Genomic DNA, 16,869 nt, shown 5'->3' with positions numbered 1-16,869 from the left:
AATCATTTAATTGTCTACTACTTAATGGCAAAAATGTTGCCAACAAAAAAAATAGTGTCAAACTGACACTATTTTCATTTTATATCCTTAAAATTAATCTTCTATTCTTTCAATTTTAGCTCCAATAGATTTTAGTCTAGCTTCTATATTTTCATAACCTCGATCTATTTGTTCGATGTTATTAATTATTGAAGTTCCTTTTGCAGAAAGTGCTGCAATTAATAAAGAAATACCTGCTCTAATATCTGGCGAAGTCATTTTTGTTGCTTTTAATTGACTCTCGAAATTGTGTCCAATTACTGTTGCTCTATGCGGATCACATAAAATAACTTTTGCGCCCATGTCTATCAATTTATCTACAAAAAACAAACGACTTTCGAACATCTTTTGATGTATTAAAACAGTTCCTTTTGCTTGTGTTGCAATAACTAAAACAATACTTAGTAAATCTGGCGTAAAACCAGGCCAAGGTGCATCTGCAACTGTTAACACAGAACCATCTATATAATTCTGAATTTCGTATGATTCTTGTTCTGGTATATAAATATCATCTCCTTTTTTCTCTAGAGTGATTCCTAATTTTCTAAAAACGCTAGGTATTTGTCCTAAATCTTTCCAGCTAACATTTTTAATTGTTAATTCTGATCTTGTCATTACCGCAACACCAATCCAAGAACCAATTTCTATCATATCTGGTAAAACCGTATGCTCGCAACCTCCTAAAGATTCTACCCCTTCAATTACTAACAAGTTAGAACCAACACCTGATATTTTTGCGCCCATCGAATTCAACATTTTAGATAATTGTTGAATATAAGGTTCACAAGCAGCATTGTAAATTTTAGTTTCTCCTTTTGCTAATACTGCGGCCATTAAGATATTTGCTGTACCAGTTACAGAAGCTTCGTCTAACAACATTTCTGTTCCTTGAAGTTCATCGGCTTCTACTCCGTAAAAGTATTCTTCTTTATTATATCTAAATTTTGCGCCTAATCTAATAAAACCTTCAAAATGTGTATCTAATCTTCTTCTACCAATTTTATCGCCACCAGGTCTAGGAATATAACCTTTACCAAATCTAGCTAATAACGGTCCAACAATCATAATAGAACCTCTTAAAGAACTTCCGTCTCTTTTAAAGTCTGCCGATTCTAAATATTCTAAATTAATATCATCAGCTTGAAAAGCATAAGCATTACTACTTAACTTCTCTACTTTTACACCTAATTCTCCTAAAATAAAAATTAGTTTATTTACATCAATAATATCAGGAACATTGTTTACTACTACTCTTTCTGGAGTTAATAAAACAGCACAAAGTATTTGTAAAACTTCATTCTTTGCTCCTTGAGGTGTAATTGTTCCGTTTAATTTATGTCCGCCTTCAATTTTAAATGATGCCATAAACGCTTATCTTTTTCTATTTTTATGTTGATTATTGTGTTGCTTCTTGTAATTACTCTTCGAATTATTCTGACCTTGAGAGTTTCTTTTTCTAAGTAAGTTTTTACTTTCAGAAAGTGGTTCTGTTGTTTCTCTTAAATCTATTTTACCGTCTGATAAATCGAATAAATGTTTAAAAATAACTTTATCGTCTACCGTATCTTTATTCCAATTTAAGTAACATTTTTTCATGTGATTGGCAATCGTATAAACCAATGCTTCCTTTTTTTCTCCTTCTTCCCAACTTAAAGCAACATCTATCATGGTTTGTATGTTATTACCATAATAACGGTATCTAGATGCTGATTTTGGATATGCCAAACCTTCTGGTTTCTCTCTAAGTTCTTCTTTAGAAGGCTGCGGATAAGGAGATTCTACATCTAATTTAAAATCAGCCATAATGTACAATTGATCCCAAAGTTTGTGCTTAAAATCTGGCACATCGCGTAAATGAGGTTGTAAATTACCCATTACATCTACTATTGCTTTGGCCATTTTGTCTCTTTCTTCTTTAGTTTCTAAAGCAACACAATGGTCTACTAATTTTTGTATATGTCTGCCGTATTCTGGTATAATCATTAACGGTCTTCCTGAATTGTACTCTAAATCGAATGTCATTTATATTTTTTTGAGAAGTGTTCTCGATACATTTTCCTTTATCATTTTATCAAAAGAAAACACTAGAACTGACAAGTTATATTTTGTAGTTTTTTAAAGTTGCAAAATAGCAATTTATTTTTAGTTATTTACCCAATCACTTTTAATTTAGCAAATTGTAATAGTAATTTCTTTTTACCTGCGGTAGCAAACTGAATTTCTGCTTTTTTATCGGGTCCTTTACCTTCTATACCTATAACTGTTCCTTTACCAAATCTATTGTGTTCTACAATATTTCCTTTTGATATTTCACCATCAAAAAGATTCATTTTAGGAGAAACATTTGAAACTTTTTTTAAGTTTTTGGGTATTGTTATTTCTTTTTTCTTTGCTAAATCTCGCTCCATTTTTTTTCGTTGAATTGGTTTCTGAAAACGAATTCCTTTTGGCGCATCATCAAAAATACTTTTGTCTAAAAAGTTATTTACTGCCGGACTCGGACTTTTTGGTGTTATGTAATTTAAATATTGATCGTCTATTTCTTCTAAAAACCTACTTGGTTCTGCATCTACTAACTTTCCCCATCTGTATCGAGTTTGAGCATACGTTAAATAGGCTACTTTTTCTGCTCTAGTTAATGCTACATAAAACAACCTGCGCTCTTCTTCTAACTCGCTTCTGGTATTCATGCTCATTGCAGACGGAAATAAATTTTCTTCTAATCCTACAACATAAACATACAAATATTCCAATCCTTTAGATTGGTGAATTGTCATTAAAGAAACGGTTGGTTTGTCATCATTTTTTTCTGAATCAAAATCTGTAGCCAACGCAACATCCTCTAAAAAAGTAGTTAAAGATGCGTCTTGTCCTTCTTCAATTTTATCAGTAATAAAATCTTTAATTCCGTTTAAAAGTTCTTGTACATTTTCTACTTTACTTACAGCTTCTGGTGTGCCATCTTTTTCTAAATCTTTAATTAATTGCGTCTGTTTTACAACAGTTTCTGCAATTTCAAAGGCATTTTTAGTTTTAGCTTCTATTTGAAAGCGTAGCATCATATTCATAAAATTCTGAAGCTTATTCTTTGTTCCAGCATTTATTTTAAGATCTATTTTATCTATATATTTTATAATATCGAAAATAGATTTTTTGTAATGATTTGCTGCAATTGTTAATTTGTCTATTGTTGTTGCACCAATACCTCTGGCAGGATAATTTATAATTCTTTTTAAGGCTTCTTCATCATTAGGATTGATTAAAATACGTAAATAAGATAAAATATCTTTAATCTCTTTTCTTTGGTAAAAAGAGATTCCTCCGTAAATTTTATAATCAATATTTTTTTTACGTAAGGCGTCTTCTATTGCTCTAGATTGTGAGTTTGTTCTATATAAAACGCAAAAATCGCTAGGTTTAAGCTGATGATTCATTTGGTTTTCCCAAATAGATTGCGCAACGAACCTACCTTCTTCTCCGTCGGATATTGTGCGCATTACGTTAATTGCGTCTCCGGCATCATTAGACGTCCAAACTTCTTTATCTAACTTTGTTTTATTTTTTTCGATTACAGAATTTGCTGCATTTACAATATTACTTGTAGAGCGATAATTTTGCTCTAATTTAAATGTTTTAACTTCTGGATAATCTTTTTGAAAATTTAAAATATTCTGAATATTTGCTCCTCTAAAACTATAAATACTTTGCGAGTCGTCTCCTACCACACAAATATTACCGAATTTATCTGCCAAAGCACGAACAATAATGTATTGAGAATGGTTTGTATCTTGATACTCGTCTACCATTATGTATCGAAATCTGTCTTGGTATTTTGCTAAAACTTCTGGAAAACGTGCTAACAACTCATTGGTTCTTAACAATAAGTCATCAAAATCCATTGCGCCAGCTTTAAAACATCTATCTACATATGCTTTATAAATATCACCTACTTTTGGTCTGCTTGCATGCATGTCTGCTTCTTGCAAATCAGAATTATTAAAATATGCTCTAACGGTTATTAAACTGTTTTTAAATGAAGAGATTCTTCCCAAAATCTGTTTTGCCTTATAACGTTCTTTGTCTAAGCCCATTTCTTTAATAATGGCACTTATTAACCTAACAGAATCTTGTGTATCGTAAATTGTAAAATTAGTTGGAAAACCAAGTTTATCTGCTTCGGAACGTAAAATTCTTGCAAAAACGGAATGAAAAGTTCCCATCCAAAGGTTTTTTGCCTCACTTTGTCCTACCACAGAAGCAATTCTAGCTTTCATTTCTTTTGCAGCTTTATTGGTAAAGGTTAAAGACAAAATATTAAAAGAATCTACACCCTGCTTCATTAAATGAGCAATTCTATAGGTTAATACACGTGTTTTACCAGAACCGGCACCAGCAATAATTATCATTGGTCCATCCTTTTGTATAACAGCTTGCCTTTGCGGCTCATTTAAAGATTCTAAGTAATTATTCAAGAGATATTTTTTTGAAGTATTTAAGCGTTAAAATTAACGAAACTAATTGTGATTTTATGGAATGAACTCTATTATTTATTCACAAATTATTCCACATTTATAATTTCTATTTTTTTATAATTTTAGCAAACAATTAAGTTTAATTGACTTTAATAACATGAACAGATAAAGTAAAATATCTGCAAATAGGCAGATAAAATACAATATCTGCTTTAAAACAGATAAAATTAATTTATTACTATTAAATTTTAGTATATTTACTTAAATTTATTTGCAAATATATGACTAGTATTTTAACCGGAGACATCATCAACTCTAGAAAAACAACCAATATCGATTGGCTAACATCTCTAAAAGAAATTTTAGTCAATTTTGGCGAATCACCAAAATACTGGCAAATCTATAGAGGCGACAGTTTTCAAGTAGAAGTTAAAAAACCCGAAGAAGCCTTTTTAGTTGCTTTAAAAATAAAATCTGCACTAAAAAGTATAGCAAATATGGATGTTAGAATTGGTATTGGAATTGGTAAAAAGGAATACAATGCTGATAAGATTACAGAAGCAAACGGAGAAGCTTTTATAAATTCTGGTTTTGCTTTTGATAACTATTTAAAAAAACAAAGTTTAGCGATAAAAACACCATGGCAAGAAATAGATAAAACCTTTAATATTGCTTTTGATTTGGCATTATTAACTATAGATTCTTGGTCTGTAAATTCTGCTGAAGTATTTAAAATCGTTTTAGAAAACCCTGAAATAACTCAAAAAGAAATTGCAAAAATGCTTAGTATTACACAAGGCAGGGTTAGTGAAAGACAAAAAAGAGCTGGTTTAGAGCCTGTATTAAAACTAAACAACCTTTTTAAGATTTTAATAGTACAAAAAATAAACAAATAATATGCTTTTATTTTTAAAACTTTTATTGGCTCATATTTTAGGTGATTTTGTTTTGCAATCTAACAAATGGGTAAAAAAGAAAGAAGAAAATAAGTTAAAGTCTTCTATGCTATATCTACATATTGGCATACACGCAATTTTACTAATAATTCTTCTTGAATTTAAATTGAATATATATTGGCTTGGTATTCTAGTAATTGTAACAACACATTTTTTAATTGATGTTATAAAACTATATTATCAGAATGATAAAACTAAAAGAAATTGGTTTTTTATAGACCAATTACTGCATATAATTGTATTGCTAATCACAACTTATATCTACCAAGGTTTACATATAAAATTAGCAAATATATTTACACAACAAAATTTACTATTAATAGTTGCATTACTGTTAGTCACAAGTGTATCTGGCATCATTATTAAAGTTTTTATAACACAATGGAGTCCTGAATCAAAAACAAATAATGATGATTCTTTGGCAAAAGCTGGTAGATATATTGGTATTTTAGAACGTCTTTTTGTTTTTACTTTTATTGTAACAAATCATTGGGAAGCTATTGGTTTTTTAGTAGCAGCAAAGTCTGTTTTTAGATTTGGAGATCTAACTTCTTCTAAAGACAGAAAATTAACCGAATATATTTTAATTGGTACTTTGTTAAGTTTTGGTCTTGCTATTATAATAGGAATCTTATATTCGTACTTACTAAATACAACATAATTAATGGAAGATAAATTTATAGATAGTGTTGCATATATATTGCCTGCTGTAGTAACAGGTTTTGTTGCTTATTATATGTTTAATGGCTTTATTGCAAATAGAATTTCTGAAAAAAAACTCGAACTTTTAGCGCAACAAAAAAAGGAGTCATTACCTATTAAATTACAAGCTTACGAACGTTTAATGCTGTTTTGCGATAGAATAAACCCTGTAAAAATGCTTATGAGGGTTTCGCCAATATCTACAAACACTCAAGATTATTTACAATTATTGATAGCGAACATAGAACAAGAATTTGATCATAATTTAGTGCAACAAATTTATGTGCAAAATGAAACCTGGACAGCTGTTTACGCTGCAAAAAATGCTGTAATAAACAAATATAAACAAGTTGCAGATCAAGCCAAATCTGCAAACGAACTAAGAGAAATTATTCTTACAGATTATAGCACTACTACTCCGCCAACAGAAACTGCCATCGAATTTATAAAGAAAGAAGTTAAAATTTTATTGTAAAAAAATCTCCGTTTATTACATATGTAACAAACGGAGTTTTTACTTTTTCTTTTTTAGAAACCTTCTTCTTAGAATTGTAATCGAACTCCTAGTTTATAATTTCTTCCTCTGGTAGCGTATCCAAATACATCATCATAATCTTCATTTAAAAGATTTGTTACTGCCGCAAAAAATGTAACTGTATCTCCTAAAACTTTATAATTCGTCATAAAATCTAATACTTGGTAGTTTTCTAATACAACATCTTGACCTGCTATACCAAAAGAACCATATCTATCAAAAATTGTTCTTTCACCTACATTTCTATAAGTAAAGTTAAAAAATGCATTTTCAAACGGAGTAATATCTAAACCAGCAACCAACTTATTTTCTGGAATGTAGTCATTAAAATCTTCGGTTACATCTCTATCTGTATACGTAAATGATGCATTTATTGCTAAAAATGAAGTTGGTACTACTTTAGCACTTACTTCAAATCCGTTTGCATCAGAAGAACCATTACCATATTTAAATGTAGAAGCATCATAAATAATAGCATCTGTTTCTTTTCTATTAAAGTAAACTGTTTCTAATTGCAACCAATCTTTAAAGTTTAAATCGAAACCAGCTTCAAACGTTTTGTTAGATTCTGGGTTTAAATCAATATTACCAGAAAAACCATCGTATAATTGATACAAACTAGGCGCTATAAAAGCAGTGCTAAAAGAAGAAAATAGTTTTAAAGCTGTATCATTAATATTTAAAAGTGCATAAGCTAAATTTGCATCGTAAACAAAATGGTTGCCATAAACATTATGCATATTTAAACGACCACCAACATTTACGCTTACACCAAAATCAGAAATATAAACTAAACTCGCGTAAGGATCTACCGTATTAAAATTAGCCAATCCTTTTTCTATCTTACCAAAAGGAGTAATTGTATTGTTACTATGAATTTGATAATTTAACCCTGTTATTAATTGTAATTGCTCTGTAAACTCATATCTATTTACTAAATCTACATTTACACTTCTTCCTACAAATTCATAATCTTGTAAAACACAAGCAAAAGAATTAAACTGACTTAAATCCCTTTCTACCACATTTGCAGAAGCTAATAAATAAAGTTGTCCTTTATTATAAGTATATGTTGGCTTAAAACCAACTCTAAACTGCTCTTGACTACCAGTATTAACTTTACTATCAGCAAAAGCACCAGCATCGAAATCATAATCAAATTCATCATAATTTAAAAAAGTCTCTAAAGTTAATTTCTCATTTACTTTATAACCTAACTTTACTAAAGCGTTTTTAGAATAAAATGCATCGGTTTCAAAAGCAGTATTTGTGATACTTTTTGCTGATGAAATGCCGTTAACTCCTGTTAAACTAAAAGATCCTAAAAAATTAATTTTACCTAAAGTACCATTAACATTTAGGTTTTGGTTTCTATCAGACAAACTTCCATTGGGAGAATTTGCAGTATTATTAGTACCTAAACTTGTTTCAAAAGAACCAGAAACCTTGTCTAAAGAAGCCTTTTTTAAGGTAATACTAATAACTGCCGTTGCAGCACCAGAACCGTATAATGTAGATGATGCACCTTTTAAAACCTCGATACTTTCTATTTGATTAACCGCTAATAAACGTAAATCAAATTCTTGATTAATTGCAGATTGATCTGTAACTGGCACTCCGTCAATTAAAACTAAAACTTGTCTAGCTCTACCACCTCTAATATTTATACTTCTAGGTTCTGATGGATTTGTATTTACTCCCTTTACATCAATACCAGCTAGGTTATTTAAAATTTCTATAACAGTTTTTCCTGAATTCTGAAGCAACATTTCTTGGGTAATTTTATGAATTACCTTACCAGTATTTTCTTTTTTTAAATTAAATTTAGTTGCAGTAACTACAACCTCTTTTAAAGTTTCTACATTCTCTTTTTGTTTTTGAGCAAAAAGATTTGTGCTGACAAAACTACATGCCAACGCACCAACAATAATAAATTGTTTTTTCATTTCTAATAAATTTGATTTACAATAAATCAGGTAAATTTTGTGTACGAAAATAGATTAGTACATAAACTTTTATCCCGAAAGTTTTTTAACTCGTGATAATGGCAGGTTTCCTGACTTGCGTCTTGTAACAAACCTTCCCAACAAAAAAATGTCAGTGGTAAAAGAATAGTTACAAGCTTTGTAGCTTACAGTTGCGGGAACAGCTCTAGATTTTAACTAGATTCCCTTTTAATTTGATGTAAACCAATTTTTACATCAAAACCAAAATCGGCACAAATGTAGACTATAAATTGATATTAGAAAACATTTTTGTAATCTTGTCTTAAAATTAATTTTCATGAATAATAATTTCTCAAAAATATTACTTGTCACTTTTCTATCGATAATTGTATCATGTCAAAAAAAAAACAAAGAAATTGATGAAAACTATAGCCTAAAAAGTAAAATTAAATACGCTAAAGGTTTTGACATTATTAATGAAAATGGATCAAAAAAATTAATTATTAAAACAGCATATCAAAACTCTAATAACGTTTTTAAATACATTATAAGAGACAAGCAAAACAAAAAAACGATAACCACAAATGAAACTGTAATCTCTACACCAATTCAAAAAATTGTAGTTACCTCTACAACTCACATACCAATGATTGAGTTATTAAATGAAGAAACATCTATTGTAGGCTTTCCTTATTCAAAATATGTTTCTTCAAAAAAAACAAGAAAATTAATTGATGAAAATAAAATTATAGAGATTGGAAAAGAAAGTTCTTTAAATACAGAAATACTTCTTAATCTTCAACCAGAACTAGTAGTTGGTTATAGTGTTTCTAGTGCTGATAAAAGCCTAACAACTATAAAAAAAGCAGGTATAAATGTTATTTACAATGGTGATTGGCTAGAAGAAACTCCTTTAGGAAGAGCAGAATGGATTAAATTTTTTGGTGTTTTATTTGATAAAGAAAAAGAGGCCGACAGTATTTTTTATAACATCGAAAAAAATTATTTAGATGCAAAAAAAATTGCTTTATCAGCAAAAAGTAAACCTACTGTTTTGTCTGGTGCAATTATGAGTAAAGATATTTGGAATTTACCAGCAGGAGAAAGTTACGTTGCACAATTTTTAAAAGATGCAAATTTAAACTACTTATGGCAAGACACAAAAGGCAAAGGTAGTTTGTCCTTGAGTTTCGAAAGTGTTTTTGATAAAGGTCAAAGTGCAGATTATTGGATAGCTCCAGGATATTTTACTTCGAAAGATCAACTTTTAGAAAGTAATAAACTTTATAAGAAATTTAATGCTTTTAAGCAAAGTAAAATTTTTACTCCAACAATAAAAAAAGGAAAAACAGGTGGTGTAATTTATTATGAACTTGCAGGCACAAGACCAGATTTGGTGTTAAAAGACCTTATAAAAATCTGTAATCCAGAATTACTACCAGATTATAAATTGGCTTTTTTTGAGGAAATGCCATAAAAAAATAAAGCCTCTAATTTAAAATTAAAGACTTTATTAATAAAGACTGGGGGAATGCTTTTCTTATAATTCAAATTTAGACAAAAAGTTAGTAATTATTAAAGAAAACAAGGGTGTTTTATGGGTAGTCGACGGGTAGTAAATGGGTAGTAAATCAATATAAACCTTTGTTTTTACTGGTTTTTATCAATTGTTAGTACTTCTTTCCTACTTTTTATATTTAGTTTTCCGTAAATATTTTTTACATGAAACTTTACCGTATTAATAGATACATTTACTTCTAAAGCAATCTCTTTATTAGACTTACCAATTACAATTAAATCGAAAACCTCTCTCTCTCTAATACTTAAATTCTCTATATCTTTAATTTTAGATTCTTTGTCTATATTACTCGTTAATAAATCTATCTCTTTATTAAAATTAATTATTTCATTCTTCATGTAAGAATTTCTTTTTCTTAATGTCTTTTCTCTATATATAACTGCAAAAGATAAAGTAACAACCTGTACAAGGCCTCCAATTTTCATATTGAATGGAGCATTGTCAAAAAATGAAATTCCGAAATTTTTTAAAACTGTAAAATTAATTCCATTAAATAATATAATAACAAATGCAATTGTAAATAACTTAATGTGCCCGCTCTTATTAATTAAAAGTACACTTACAACCCAATAGGTTAAAAACAAAAGAAAAGTTAATATATTTAAAATAACAAACAATTCTGATTTTTTAAAGAAATAGAATAATACTACAAACAAAAATATATTGACTACAATAATATGTGAATATTTTTTTAACCCAGGATAATAATTATCAACTAATAAAAAGTTATGAGCAAACTTAAAAGAGAAAAAACCAAGAAAAAAATAATTGAATAAAATTAAATTATCAATAATAGTATTATTAAAATTAAAAAAGTTAAAAATACCATCTGATGCCAAAAAGGCAAATACTAAACTCATTAGTAAAAAACAGTGATGAATAAAAGAATTATCTTTAAAGAAAAAATAATAAACAATACTAAAAACAATAATTAAAAAAGCAGCACCATAATAAAAACTGTTAATTAAAATTTGGACACTTTCATCAAAATGATACTCTTCTTCTAATTTTAACTCTACCGGATAATAGGCACTATAATCTGAACTAACTTTTATAAAAACAGGATAATCTCTTTGTATTTTATAAGAAGTAAATCTAGAATTTTTTATTTTTTCTAAAGGCCTTCTATTTTGATATGCTATAGAGTTGTTAGCTCTGTAATTTTTTATTCTAAATATATAATCCTCTTTAGAGTTAGATGCTGGTATTTTAAACCAATAAACAGCGTCTGATTGTTTTTCTAAAATATTATACTCTAACAAATTAAAAGTTTTATCTTCTATATCTAAAACTTCTAAATTGGCTTCAAAATCTTTATAATAGTATATTTCTGACTGAGAAAAGGCAGTAAAAGTAAAAAAGATAAATACTAATATAAGCTTATTTTTCATGGCTATTTTTCTAAATCTTTAGAGATTGAATGTAAAAGAAATTATTTTCTACAGAAAAACCTAAAAAAGAATTGATTGAAATCTTTTACATTACCTAAGGTACAATTTTAAATTTATCTTAATATTATAAAGTTAAAATTTCATTTTTTTTAACTTAATATTAAGATATTACCTTATCAAAATAATTTTGTTTGATTCTCATCATCTCTCTTTTTTTCTTCTGCCTTTTTCTTCGCTATAGATTTTTGCAAAGCTATTTTTGCTTTTTCTTCTGCAGAAAGTTCCTCTAAAATTGGCTTTTTTGTTTCAGGTAGTGGTACATCAATTGGTAACTTGTCATCTACTACCACTTCATTTTCTTTATCTGAATCGCTACTTTCAACCTCTTCCTCTTCTACTTCATGTGGTAAAGATTCTAAAAGATTTACATTTTTAATCTTATCTGTAGTTAACTGGTTACCTTGCGCTTTGATTCCTTTTACAGCTATGAACTCCTCAAAATTAACCTCTTCATTATCTAAACTCCTTTTAGAAAACTGAATTTCTGCTACAGGCCTGTAATCTGTTGCTACAATTTCGAGTTGAGACTTTGCATGTTCTGAAATAAAAACCTCTTCCTTTTCAACTGATTCAATTAAAAATCGTTTTACGTAATAACGTTCTTTTTCACCATCAAAATAAATAGCAGAAATTGGTTTTTTAGGTTGCCATTTTTCTAAAACGATCATATCGTCTTCAAAATGCATTGTTAAATCTGGCTTTACAGCTTTTGCTTTACCAGATTGTGTTATAATTAGCAATTTATCTTCTGCTTTAAACTCACCCAAAAGCTCTCCTCTTTCATCTACATTTAAACGTTGTACTGTGTCATCAAACCAAATTTTTCGTGGTTTTAGTGTAGAAACTCCTTCCGATTTAAAATCTATAGATTTAATAGAATATTTTGTAATTCTATTACCTCTTACAGATCTACCTTTTACTGATAAATCTGCAAAATCTATATCCCATTTTAATTTCTTAACACTTCCAACAGAACGCAAATTAACAGTTACAACTTCTGCTTCTCCGTTAGGATTTGCAGTAAAATAATGCACAATAGAACCTTTATTTCCGTTTGTTAAATCGTACTCTTTATCTCTTGTAACAGAAGTTACGTTAAAACGTTTCATGTATGATGGTCCTCTTGCGCCATCTCTGTACATAAAATTATAAACAGTTCTTTTATCTTTCTTTTTAAAGACGGCTACGTGTATAATATCTTTACCAACAAAGGTCTTAGAATCTACTTTTGTTACCATCATTTTACCATCTTTTCTAAAGATAATAATATCATCTATATCAGAACAATCTGTAACAAACTCGTCTCTTTTTAATGAAGTACCAATAAAACCTTCTGCTCTATTTACATAAAGTTTGGCATTATTCATTGCAACTTTAGAGGCCACAATATCATCAAATATTCTAATCTCTGTTTTTCGTTCTTTTCCTTTACCGTACGTATCTTTTAAACGCTTAAAGTAAGTAATTGCAAACTCAATTAAATTATCTAAATTCCCTTTTACCTCTGCAATCTTTTCTTCTAAACTTTCTATAAATTGCTTCGCCTTGTCAATATCGAATTTTGATATTTTCTTAATACGAATTTCTGTTAAACGTGTAATATCTTCTACAGTAATTGCTCTTTTTAAATGTTTTATGTGTGGTTGTAAACCTTTATCAATTGCTTCTATTACACCGTCCCAAGTTTCTTCTTCTTCTATATCTCTATAAATTCTATTTTCAATAAAAATTCTTTCTAAAGATGAAAAATGCCACTGTTCTTCTAATTCGTTTAACTGAATTTCTAATTCTTTTTTGAGCAATTCTACCGTTAAATCTGTAGAGTGTTTTAACATTTCTGATACACCTGCAAATACTGGTTTATTATCTTGAATTGTACAAGCTAACGGAGAAATAGATGTTTCACAATTTGTAAAAGCATACAACGCATCTATAGATTTATCTGGCGATACGTTGGGTGGTAAATGCACTAAAATTTCTACTTCTGCAGCTGTATTATCTTCTATCTTCTTTATCTTAATTTTACCTTTATCATTAGCTTTTAAAATACTATCAATTAAAGATGTTGTAGTTGTAGAAAAAGGTATTTCTGAAATTACCAACGTCTTTTTATCTAACTGAGAAATTTTTGCTCTGACACGTACTTTTCCACCACGCTTACCATCATTATAATTGGTAAAATCTGCAATTCCGCCCGTTAAAAAATCGGGTAAAATTTTAAAACTTCTTCCTTTTAAATACTTTATAGAAGCATCTATTAATTCAATAAAATTATGTGGTAAAACTTTTGTCGATAAACCTACTGCAATTCCTTCTGCACCTTGTGCTAATAATAACGGAAACTTTACAGGTAAATCAATTGGTTCTTTTCTTCGTCCATCATAAGACAACTTCCATTCTGTTGTCTTCGGATTAAACACAACGTCTAACGCAAATTTAGATAAACGAGCCTCTATATAACGAGAAGCTGCTGCACGGTCTCCGGTTAAAATATTACCCCAGTTACCTTGCATATCGATTAGTAATTCTTTCTGACCAATTTGCACCATCGCATCTGCAATACTTGCGTCTCCATGCGGATGATACTGCATTGTATGACCAACAATGTTTGCTACTTTATTGTAACGTCCATCGTCTAAATCTTTCATAGAATGCATAATTCTACGTTGCACTGGTTTTAAACCGTCTTCTAAAGAAGGTACAGCTCTTTCTAAAATTACATACGAAGCATAATCTAAAAACCATTCTTTGTACATTCCTGTAACCTTAGTTATGGTTTCTTCTTGAGGTGAATCTAATTGTTCTCCTTCATTTGTTAATTCTTCTTCGTGTTCGTTTTCGTTTATTTCTTCACTCATGTAAAAAACGTTTATTCGTTTAAGAGTTTATTTATTTATTCTTTGGGCGTTTTAACAGGCTTTACGTTATATCTTTTTAGTTTTGTTCTCGATAAAAATTTGCTCATTCTTCACAAATTTACTCGAACTGACAACTAAAAAGGATGCCACTTCAATCCTTAACGCAAAAAATACATGTTTACTAAATATCATTTTTTTAAAAAAAATAACATCCAGTAAATTCCTTATTTCTTTTCTTTTACTCCTCTAATAATCAACTGCAATGCTAAAGACATCATAGCTGATGATAAAATTCCTAAATAGGCAGAAGTGTTTTCTTTGTACGAAAAATCATTATAATTAACCTGTGTTATCCAGAAAATTAAAATGATTAGAAAAATTATTGAAAATATATTAAAAACTGTCTTTACTTTTTTCATCTATGCTTCGTCTTCTACGTAATCTAATTCTACTTTTAAATTCTCGATAATAAATTTTTGTCTGTCTGGTGTATTTTTACCCATATAAAACTGCAACATTTGTTCTATAGACATTTCTTTATCTAACATCACAGGATCTAATCGAATATCATCACCAATAAAATGTACAAATTCGTTTGGTGAAATTTCACCCAAACCTTTAAATCGAGTTATTTCTGGTTTTCCTCTTAATTTTTCAATTGCCTCTCGTTTTTCTTCATCAGAATAACAATAAAAAGTTTGTTTTTTATTTCTTACTCTAAATAATGGTGTTTCTAAAATGAACAAATGCCCTTCTTTTATCAATTCAGGAAAAAACTGTAAGAAAAAAGTTATCAATAATAAACGAATATGCATACCATCTACATCGGCATCGGTAGCAATTACTATATTATTATAACGCAAATCTTCTAGACCATCTTCTATATTTAAAGCTGCTTGTAACAGATTAAATTCTTCATTTTCGTACACAATTTTTTTACTTAATCCGTAAGAGTTTAAAGGTTTTCCTTTTAGACTAAATACTGCTTGAGTATTTACATTTCTAGATTTTGTGATAGAACCCGATGCAGAGTCTCCCTCTGTAATAAATAGTGTTGTTTCTAGATAGTTCTCTTTTTTAACATCACCTAAATGTATTCTACAATCTCTTAATTTTTTATTGTGTAAACTTGCTTTTTTAGCTCTGTCTTTTGCTAATTTTCGAATACCAGATAATTCTTTACGCTCTTTTTCTGCCTGAATTATCTTTTTCTGCAGTGTTTCTGCTACATCGGCATTTTTGTGTAAAAAATTATCCAACTTGGTTTTTAGAAAATCATTAATATAAGTTCTAACCGTTGGTAAATCTCCGCCCATATCTGTAGAACCTAATTTGGTTTTTGTCTGACTTTCAAAAACAGGTTCCATAACTTTTATGGCAATCGCAGAAATAATTGATTTACGAATATCTGAAGCTTCAAAACTTTTTCCGTAGAAATCTCTTATAGTTTTTACAACTGCTTCTCTAAATGCCGCTTGATGTGTACCACCTTGTGTTGTATGTTGCCCGTTTACAAAAGAGTGGTATTCTTCTGAATATTGTGTTTTACTGTGTGTAATTGCAACCTCTATATCATCTCCTTTTAAATGAATTATCGGATACAACATGTCTTCTTTATTGTTGTTGTCTTCTAATAAATCTTTCAATCCGTTTTTAGAAAAGAATTTTTCTCCATTAAAAATAATGGTTAAACCAGGATTTAGATATACATAGTTTTTTAGCATTTTAGCTACATATTCATTTCTGAACTTGTAGTTTTTAAAGATCGTTTCATCGGGTACAAATGAAACTTTGGTACCTTTTCTACGCGAAGACTCTTCTAAAAACTCTTCGTTTTCTAGATTACCTTGAGAAAATTCTGCAGAAGCAGATTTTCCTTCTCTAGAAGATTCTACTCTAAAATAAGAAGAAAGTGCATTTACAGCTTTTGTACCAACACCATTTAAACCTACAGATTTCTTAAAAGCTTTCGAATCGTATTTACCTCCCGTATTCATTTTAGAAACTACATCGACAACTTTACCTAAAGGAATACCTCTACCATAATCTCTAACAGTAACTTTACTACCGTGAATAGAAATTTCAATGGTTTTTCCGGCGCCCATTACATACTCGTCAATAGAGTTGTCTAACACTTCTTTAACAAGAATATAAATACCATCATCTGCAGAAGAACCGTCACCTAACTTACCAATGTACATTCCAGGACGCATTCTTATATGCTCTTTCCAGTCTAAAGATCTAATATTATCTTCTGTATATTTTGTTTCTTGACTCATATAATCTCTTGCTACTATTGGTTTGGCGTATCGTAAAAATAAGTTTTAAGCA

Annotated in this window: 12 protein-coding genes and 1 riboswitch; of the genes, 4 read left to right on the top strand and 8 right to left on the bottom strand. The window is 29.2% G+C overall.

Translation table 11 applies throughout. The features are described from left to right. Positions 1-93 precede the first annotated feature (93 nt). The 3 genes from murA to BXQ17_RS02220 all read right to left on the bottom strand — a co-directional run bounded on the left by murA (position 94) and on the right by BXQ17_RS02220 (position 4,511). Positions 94-1,404, bottom strand: coding sequence for a UDP-N-acetylglucosamine 1-carboxyvinyltransferase (gene murA, locus BXQ17_RS02230; protein WP_077809067.1), 1,311 nt, complete (start codon positions 1,402-1,404; stop codon positions 94-96). A gap of 6 nt (positions 1,405-1,410) precedes the next feature. Next, positions 1,411-2,061: a DUF4290 domain-containing protein gene (locus tag BXQ17_RS02225; protein WP_077809066.1), complete on the bottom strand. Its 651-nt coding sequence runs from the start codon at positions 2,059-2,061 to the stop codon at positions 1,411-1,413. A 128-nt stretch (positions 2,062-2,189) separates the two neighbouring features. Next, complete coding sequence (locus BXQ17_RS02220; protein WP_077809065.1) at positions 2,190-4,511, bottom strand: ATP-dependent helicase; 2,322 nt, start codon at positions 4,509-4,511, stop codon at positions 2,190-2,192. Between the two features lie 281 nt (positions 4,512-4,792). Between BXQ17_RS02220 and BXQ17_RS02215 the strand changes: the two genes are divergently transcribed. The 3 genes from BXQ17_RS02215 to BXQ17_RS02205 are packed head-to-tail and all read left to right on the top strand — an operon-like array spanning position 4,793 to position 6,644. After that, positions 4,793-5,407 carry a SatD family protein gene (locus tag BXQ17_RS02215; RefSeq protein WP_077809064.1) on the top strand — a complete coding sequence of 205 codons (615 nt, stop codon included), beginning with the start codon at positions 4,793-4,795 and terminating at the stop codon, positions 5,405-5,407. Between the two features lies 1 nt (position 5,408). Continuing rightward, a complete protein-coding gene (locus BXQ17_RS02210; protein WP_077809063.1) occupies positions 5,409-6,128 on the top strand; it encodes a DUF3307 domain-containing protein in 720 nt (239 codons plus the stop codon). 3 nt (positions 6,129-6,131) lie between these two features. After that, positions 6,132-6,644: a hypothetical protein gene (locus tag BXQ17_RS02205; RefSeq protein WP_077809062.1), complete on the top strand. Its 513-nt coding sequence runs from the start codon at positions 6,132-6,134 to the stop codon at positions 6,642-6,644. Between the two features lie 68 nt (positions 6,645-6,712). On the opposite strand, the gene BXQ17_RS02200 is transcribed toward BXQ17_RS02205, so the two are convergent. Continuing rightward, on the bottom strand, positions 6,713-8,650 hold the full coding sequence (locus BXQ17_RS02200; protein WP_077809061.1) for a TonB-dependent siderophore receptor: 1,938 nt from the start codon (positions 8,648-8,650) through the stop codon (positions 6,713-6,715). A gap of 82 nt (positions 8,651-8,732) precedes the next feature. Then, positions 8,733-8,931, bottom strand: a riboswitch (cobalamin riboswitch). A gap of 56 nt (positions 8,932-8,987) precedes the next feature. Here BXQ17_RS02200 and BXQ17_RS02195 point away from each other — a divergent pair. Then, complete coding sequence (locus tag BXQ17_RS02195; RefSeq protein WP_077809060.1) at positions 8,988-10,127, top strand: ABC transporter substrate-binding protein; 1,140 nt, start codon at positions 8,988-8,990, stop codon at positions 10,125-10,127. Between the two features lie 173 nt (positions 10,128-10,300). Here the strand turns inward: BXQ17_RS02195 and BXQ17_RS02190 are convergent, their stop codons facing one another. The 4 genes from BXQ17_RS02190 to BXQ17_RS02175 all read right to left on the bottom strand — a co-directional run bounded on the left by BXQ17_RS02190 (position 10,301) and on the right by BXQ17_RS02175 (position 16,817). Continuing rightward, the gene (locus BXQ17_RS02190; protein WP_077809059.1) at positions 10,301-11,620 is read right to left on the bottom strand and encodes a LuxR C-terminal-related transcriptional regulator; all 1,320 of its coding nucleotides are present in this window, start codon (positions 11,618-11,620) and stop codon (positions 10,301-10,303) included. Positions 11,621-11,796: 176 nt separating this feature from the next. Further along, complete coding sequence (locus BXQ17_RS02185; protein WP_077809058.1) at positions 11,797-14,538, bottom strand: DNA gyrase/topoisomerase IV subunit A; 2,742 nt, start codon at positions 14,536-14,538, stop codon at positions 11,797-11,799. Between the two features lie 224 nt (positions 14,539-14,762). Continuing rightward, the gene (locus tag BXQ17_RS02180) at positions 14,763-14,957 is read right to left on the bottom strand and encodes a hypothetical protein (RefSeq protein ID WP_077809057.1); all 195 of its coding nucleotides are present in this window, start codon (positions 14,955-14,957) and stop codon (positions 14,763-14,765) included. Next, complete coding sequence (locus tag BXQ17_RS02175) at positions 14,958-16,817, bottom strand: DNA topoisomerase IV subunit B (protein ID WP_077809056.1); 1,860 nt, start codon at positions 16,815-16,817, stop codon at positions 14,958-14,960. Between the last annotated feature and the right edge of the window lie 52 nt (positions 16,818-16,869).

Source organism: Polaribacter sp. BM10 (genome assembly GCF_002005425.1).
In the GTDB taxonomy this organism is placed as follows: Bacteria; Bacteroidota; Bacteroidia; order Flavobacteriales; family Flavobacteriaceae; genus Polaribacter; species Polaribacter marinaquae.
The sequence above is the reverse complement of the archived record's forward strand: the minus strand, read 5'-3'. Positions and strand labels throughout refer to the sequence as shown.

Coding starts and splice junctions, on each gene's coding strand:
- murA (WP_077809067.1), bottom strand. CDS start 1,404: ATGGCATCATTTAAAATTGAAGGCGGACATAAATTAAACGGAACAATT.
- BXQ17_RS02225 (WP_077809066.1), bottom strand. CDS start 2,061: ATGACATTCGATTTAGAGTACAATTCAGGAAGACCGTTAATGATTATA.
- BXQ17_RS02215 (WP_077809064.1), top strand. CDS start 4,793: ATGACTAGTATTTTAACCGGAGACATCATCAACTCTAGAAAAACAACC.
- BXQ17_RS02210 (WP_077809063.1), top strand. CDS start 5,409: ATGCTTTTATTTTTAAAACTTTTATTGGCTCATATTTTAGGTGATTTT.
- BXQ17_RS02205 (WP_077809062.1), top strand. CDS start 6,132: ATGGAAGATAAATTTATAGATAGTGTTGCATATATATTGCCTGCTGTA.
- BXQ17_RS02200 (WP_077809061.1), bottom strand. CDS start 8,650: ATGAAAAAACAATTTATTATTGTTGGTGCGTTGGCATGTAGTTTTGTC.
- BXQ17_RS02195 (WP_077809060.1), top strand. CDS start 8,988: ATGAATAATAATTTCTCAAAAATATTACTTGTCACTTTTCTATCGATA.
- BXQ17_RS02190 (WP_077809059.1), bottom strand. CDS start 11,620: ATGAAAAATAAGCTTATATTAGTATTTATCTTTTTTACTTTTACTGCC.
- BXQ17_RS02185 (WP_077809058.1), bottom strand. CDS start 14,538: ATGAGTGAAGAAATAAACGAAAACGAACACGAAGAAGAATTAACAAAT.
- BXQ17_RS02180 (WP_077809057.1), bottom strand. CDS start 14,957: ATGAAAAAAGTAAAGACAGTTTTTAATATATTTTCAATAATTTTTCTA.
- BXQ17_RS02175 (WP_077809056.1), bottom strand. CDS start 16,817: ATGAGTCAAGAAACAAAATATACAGAAGATAATATTAGATCTTTAGAC.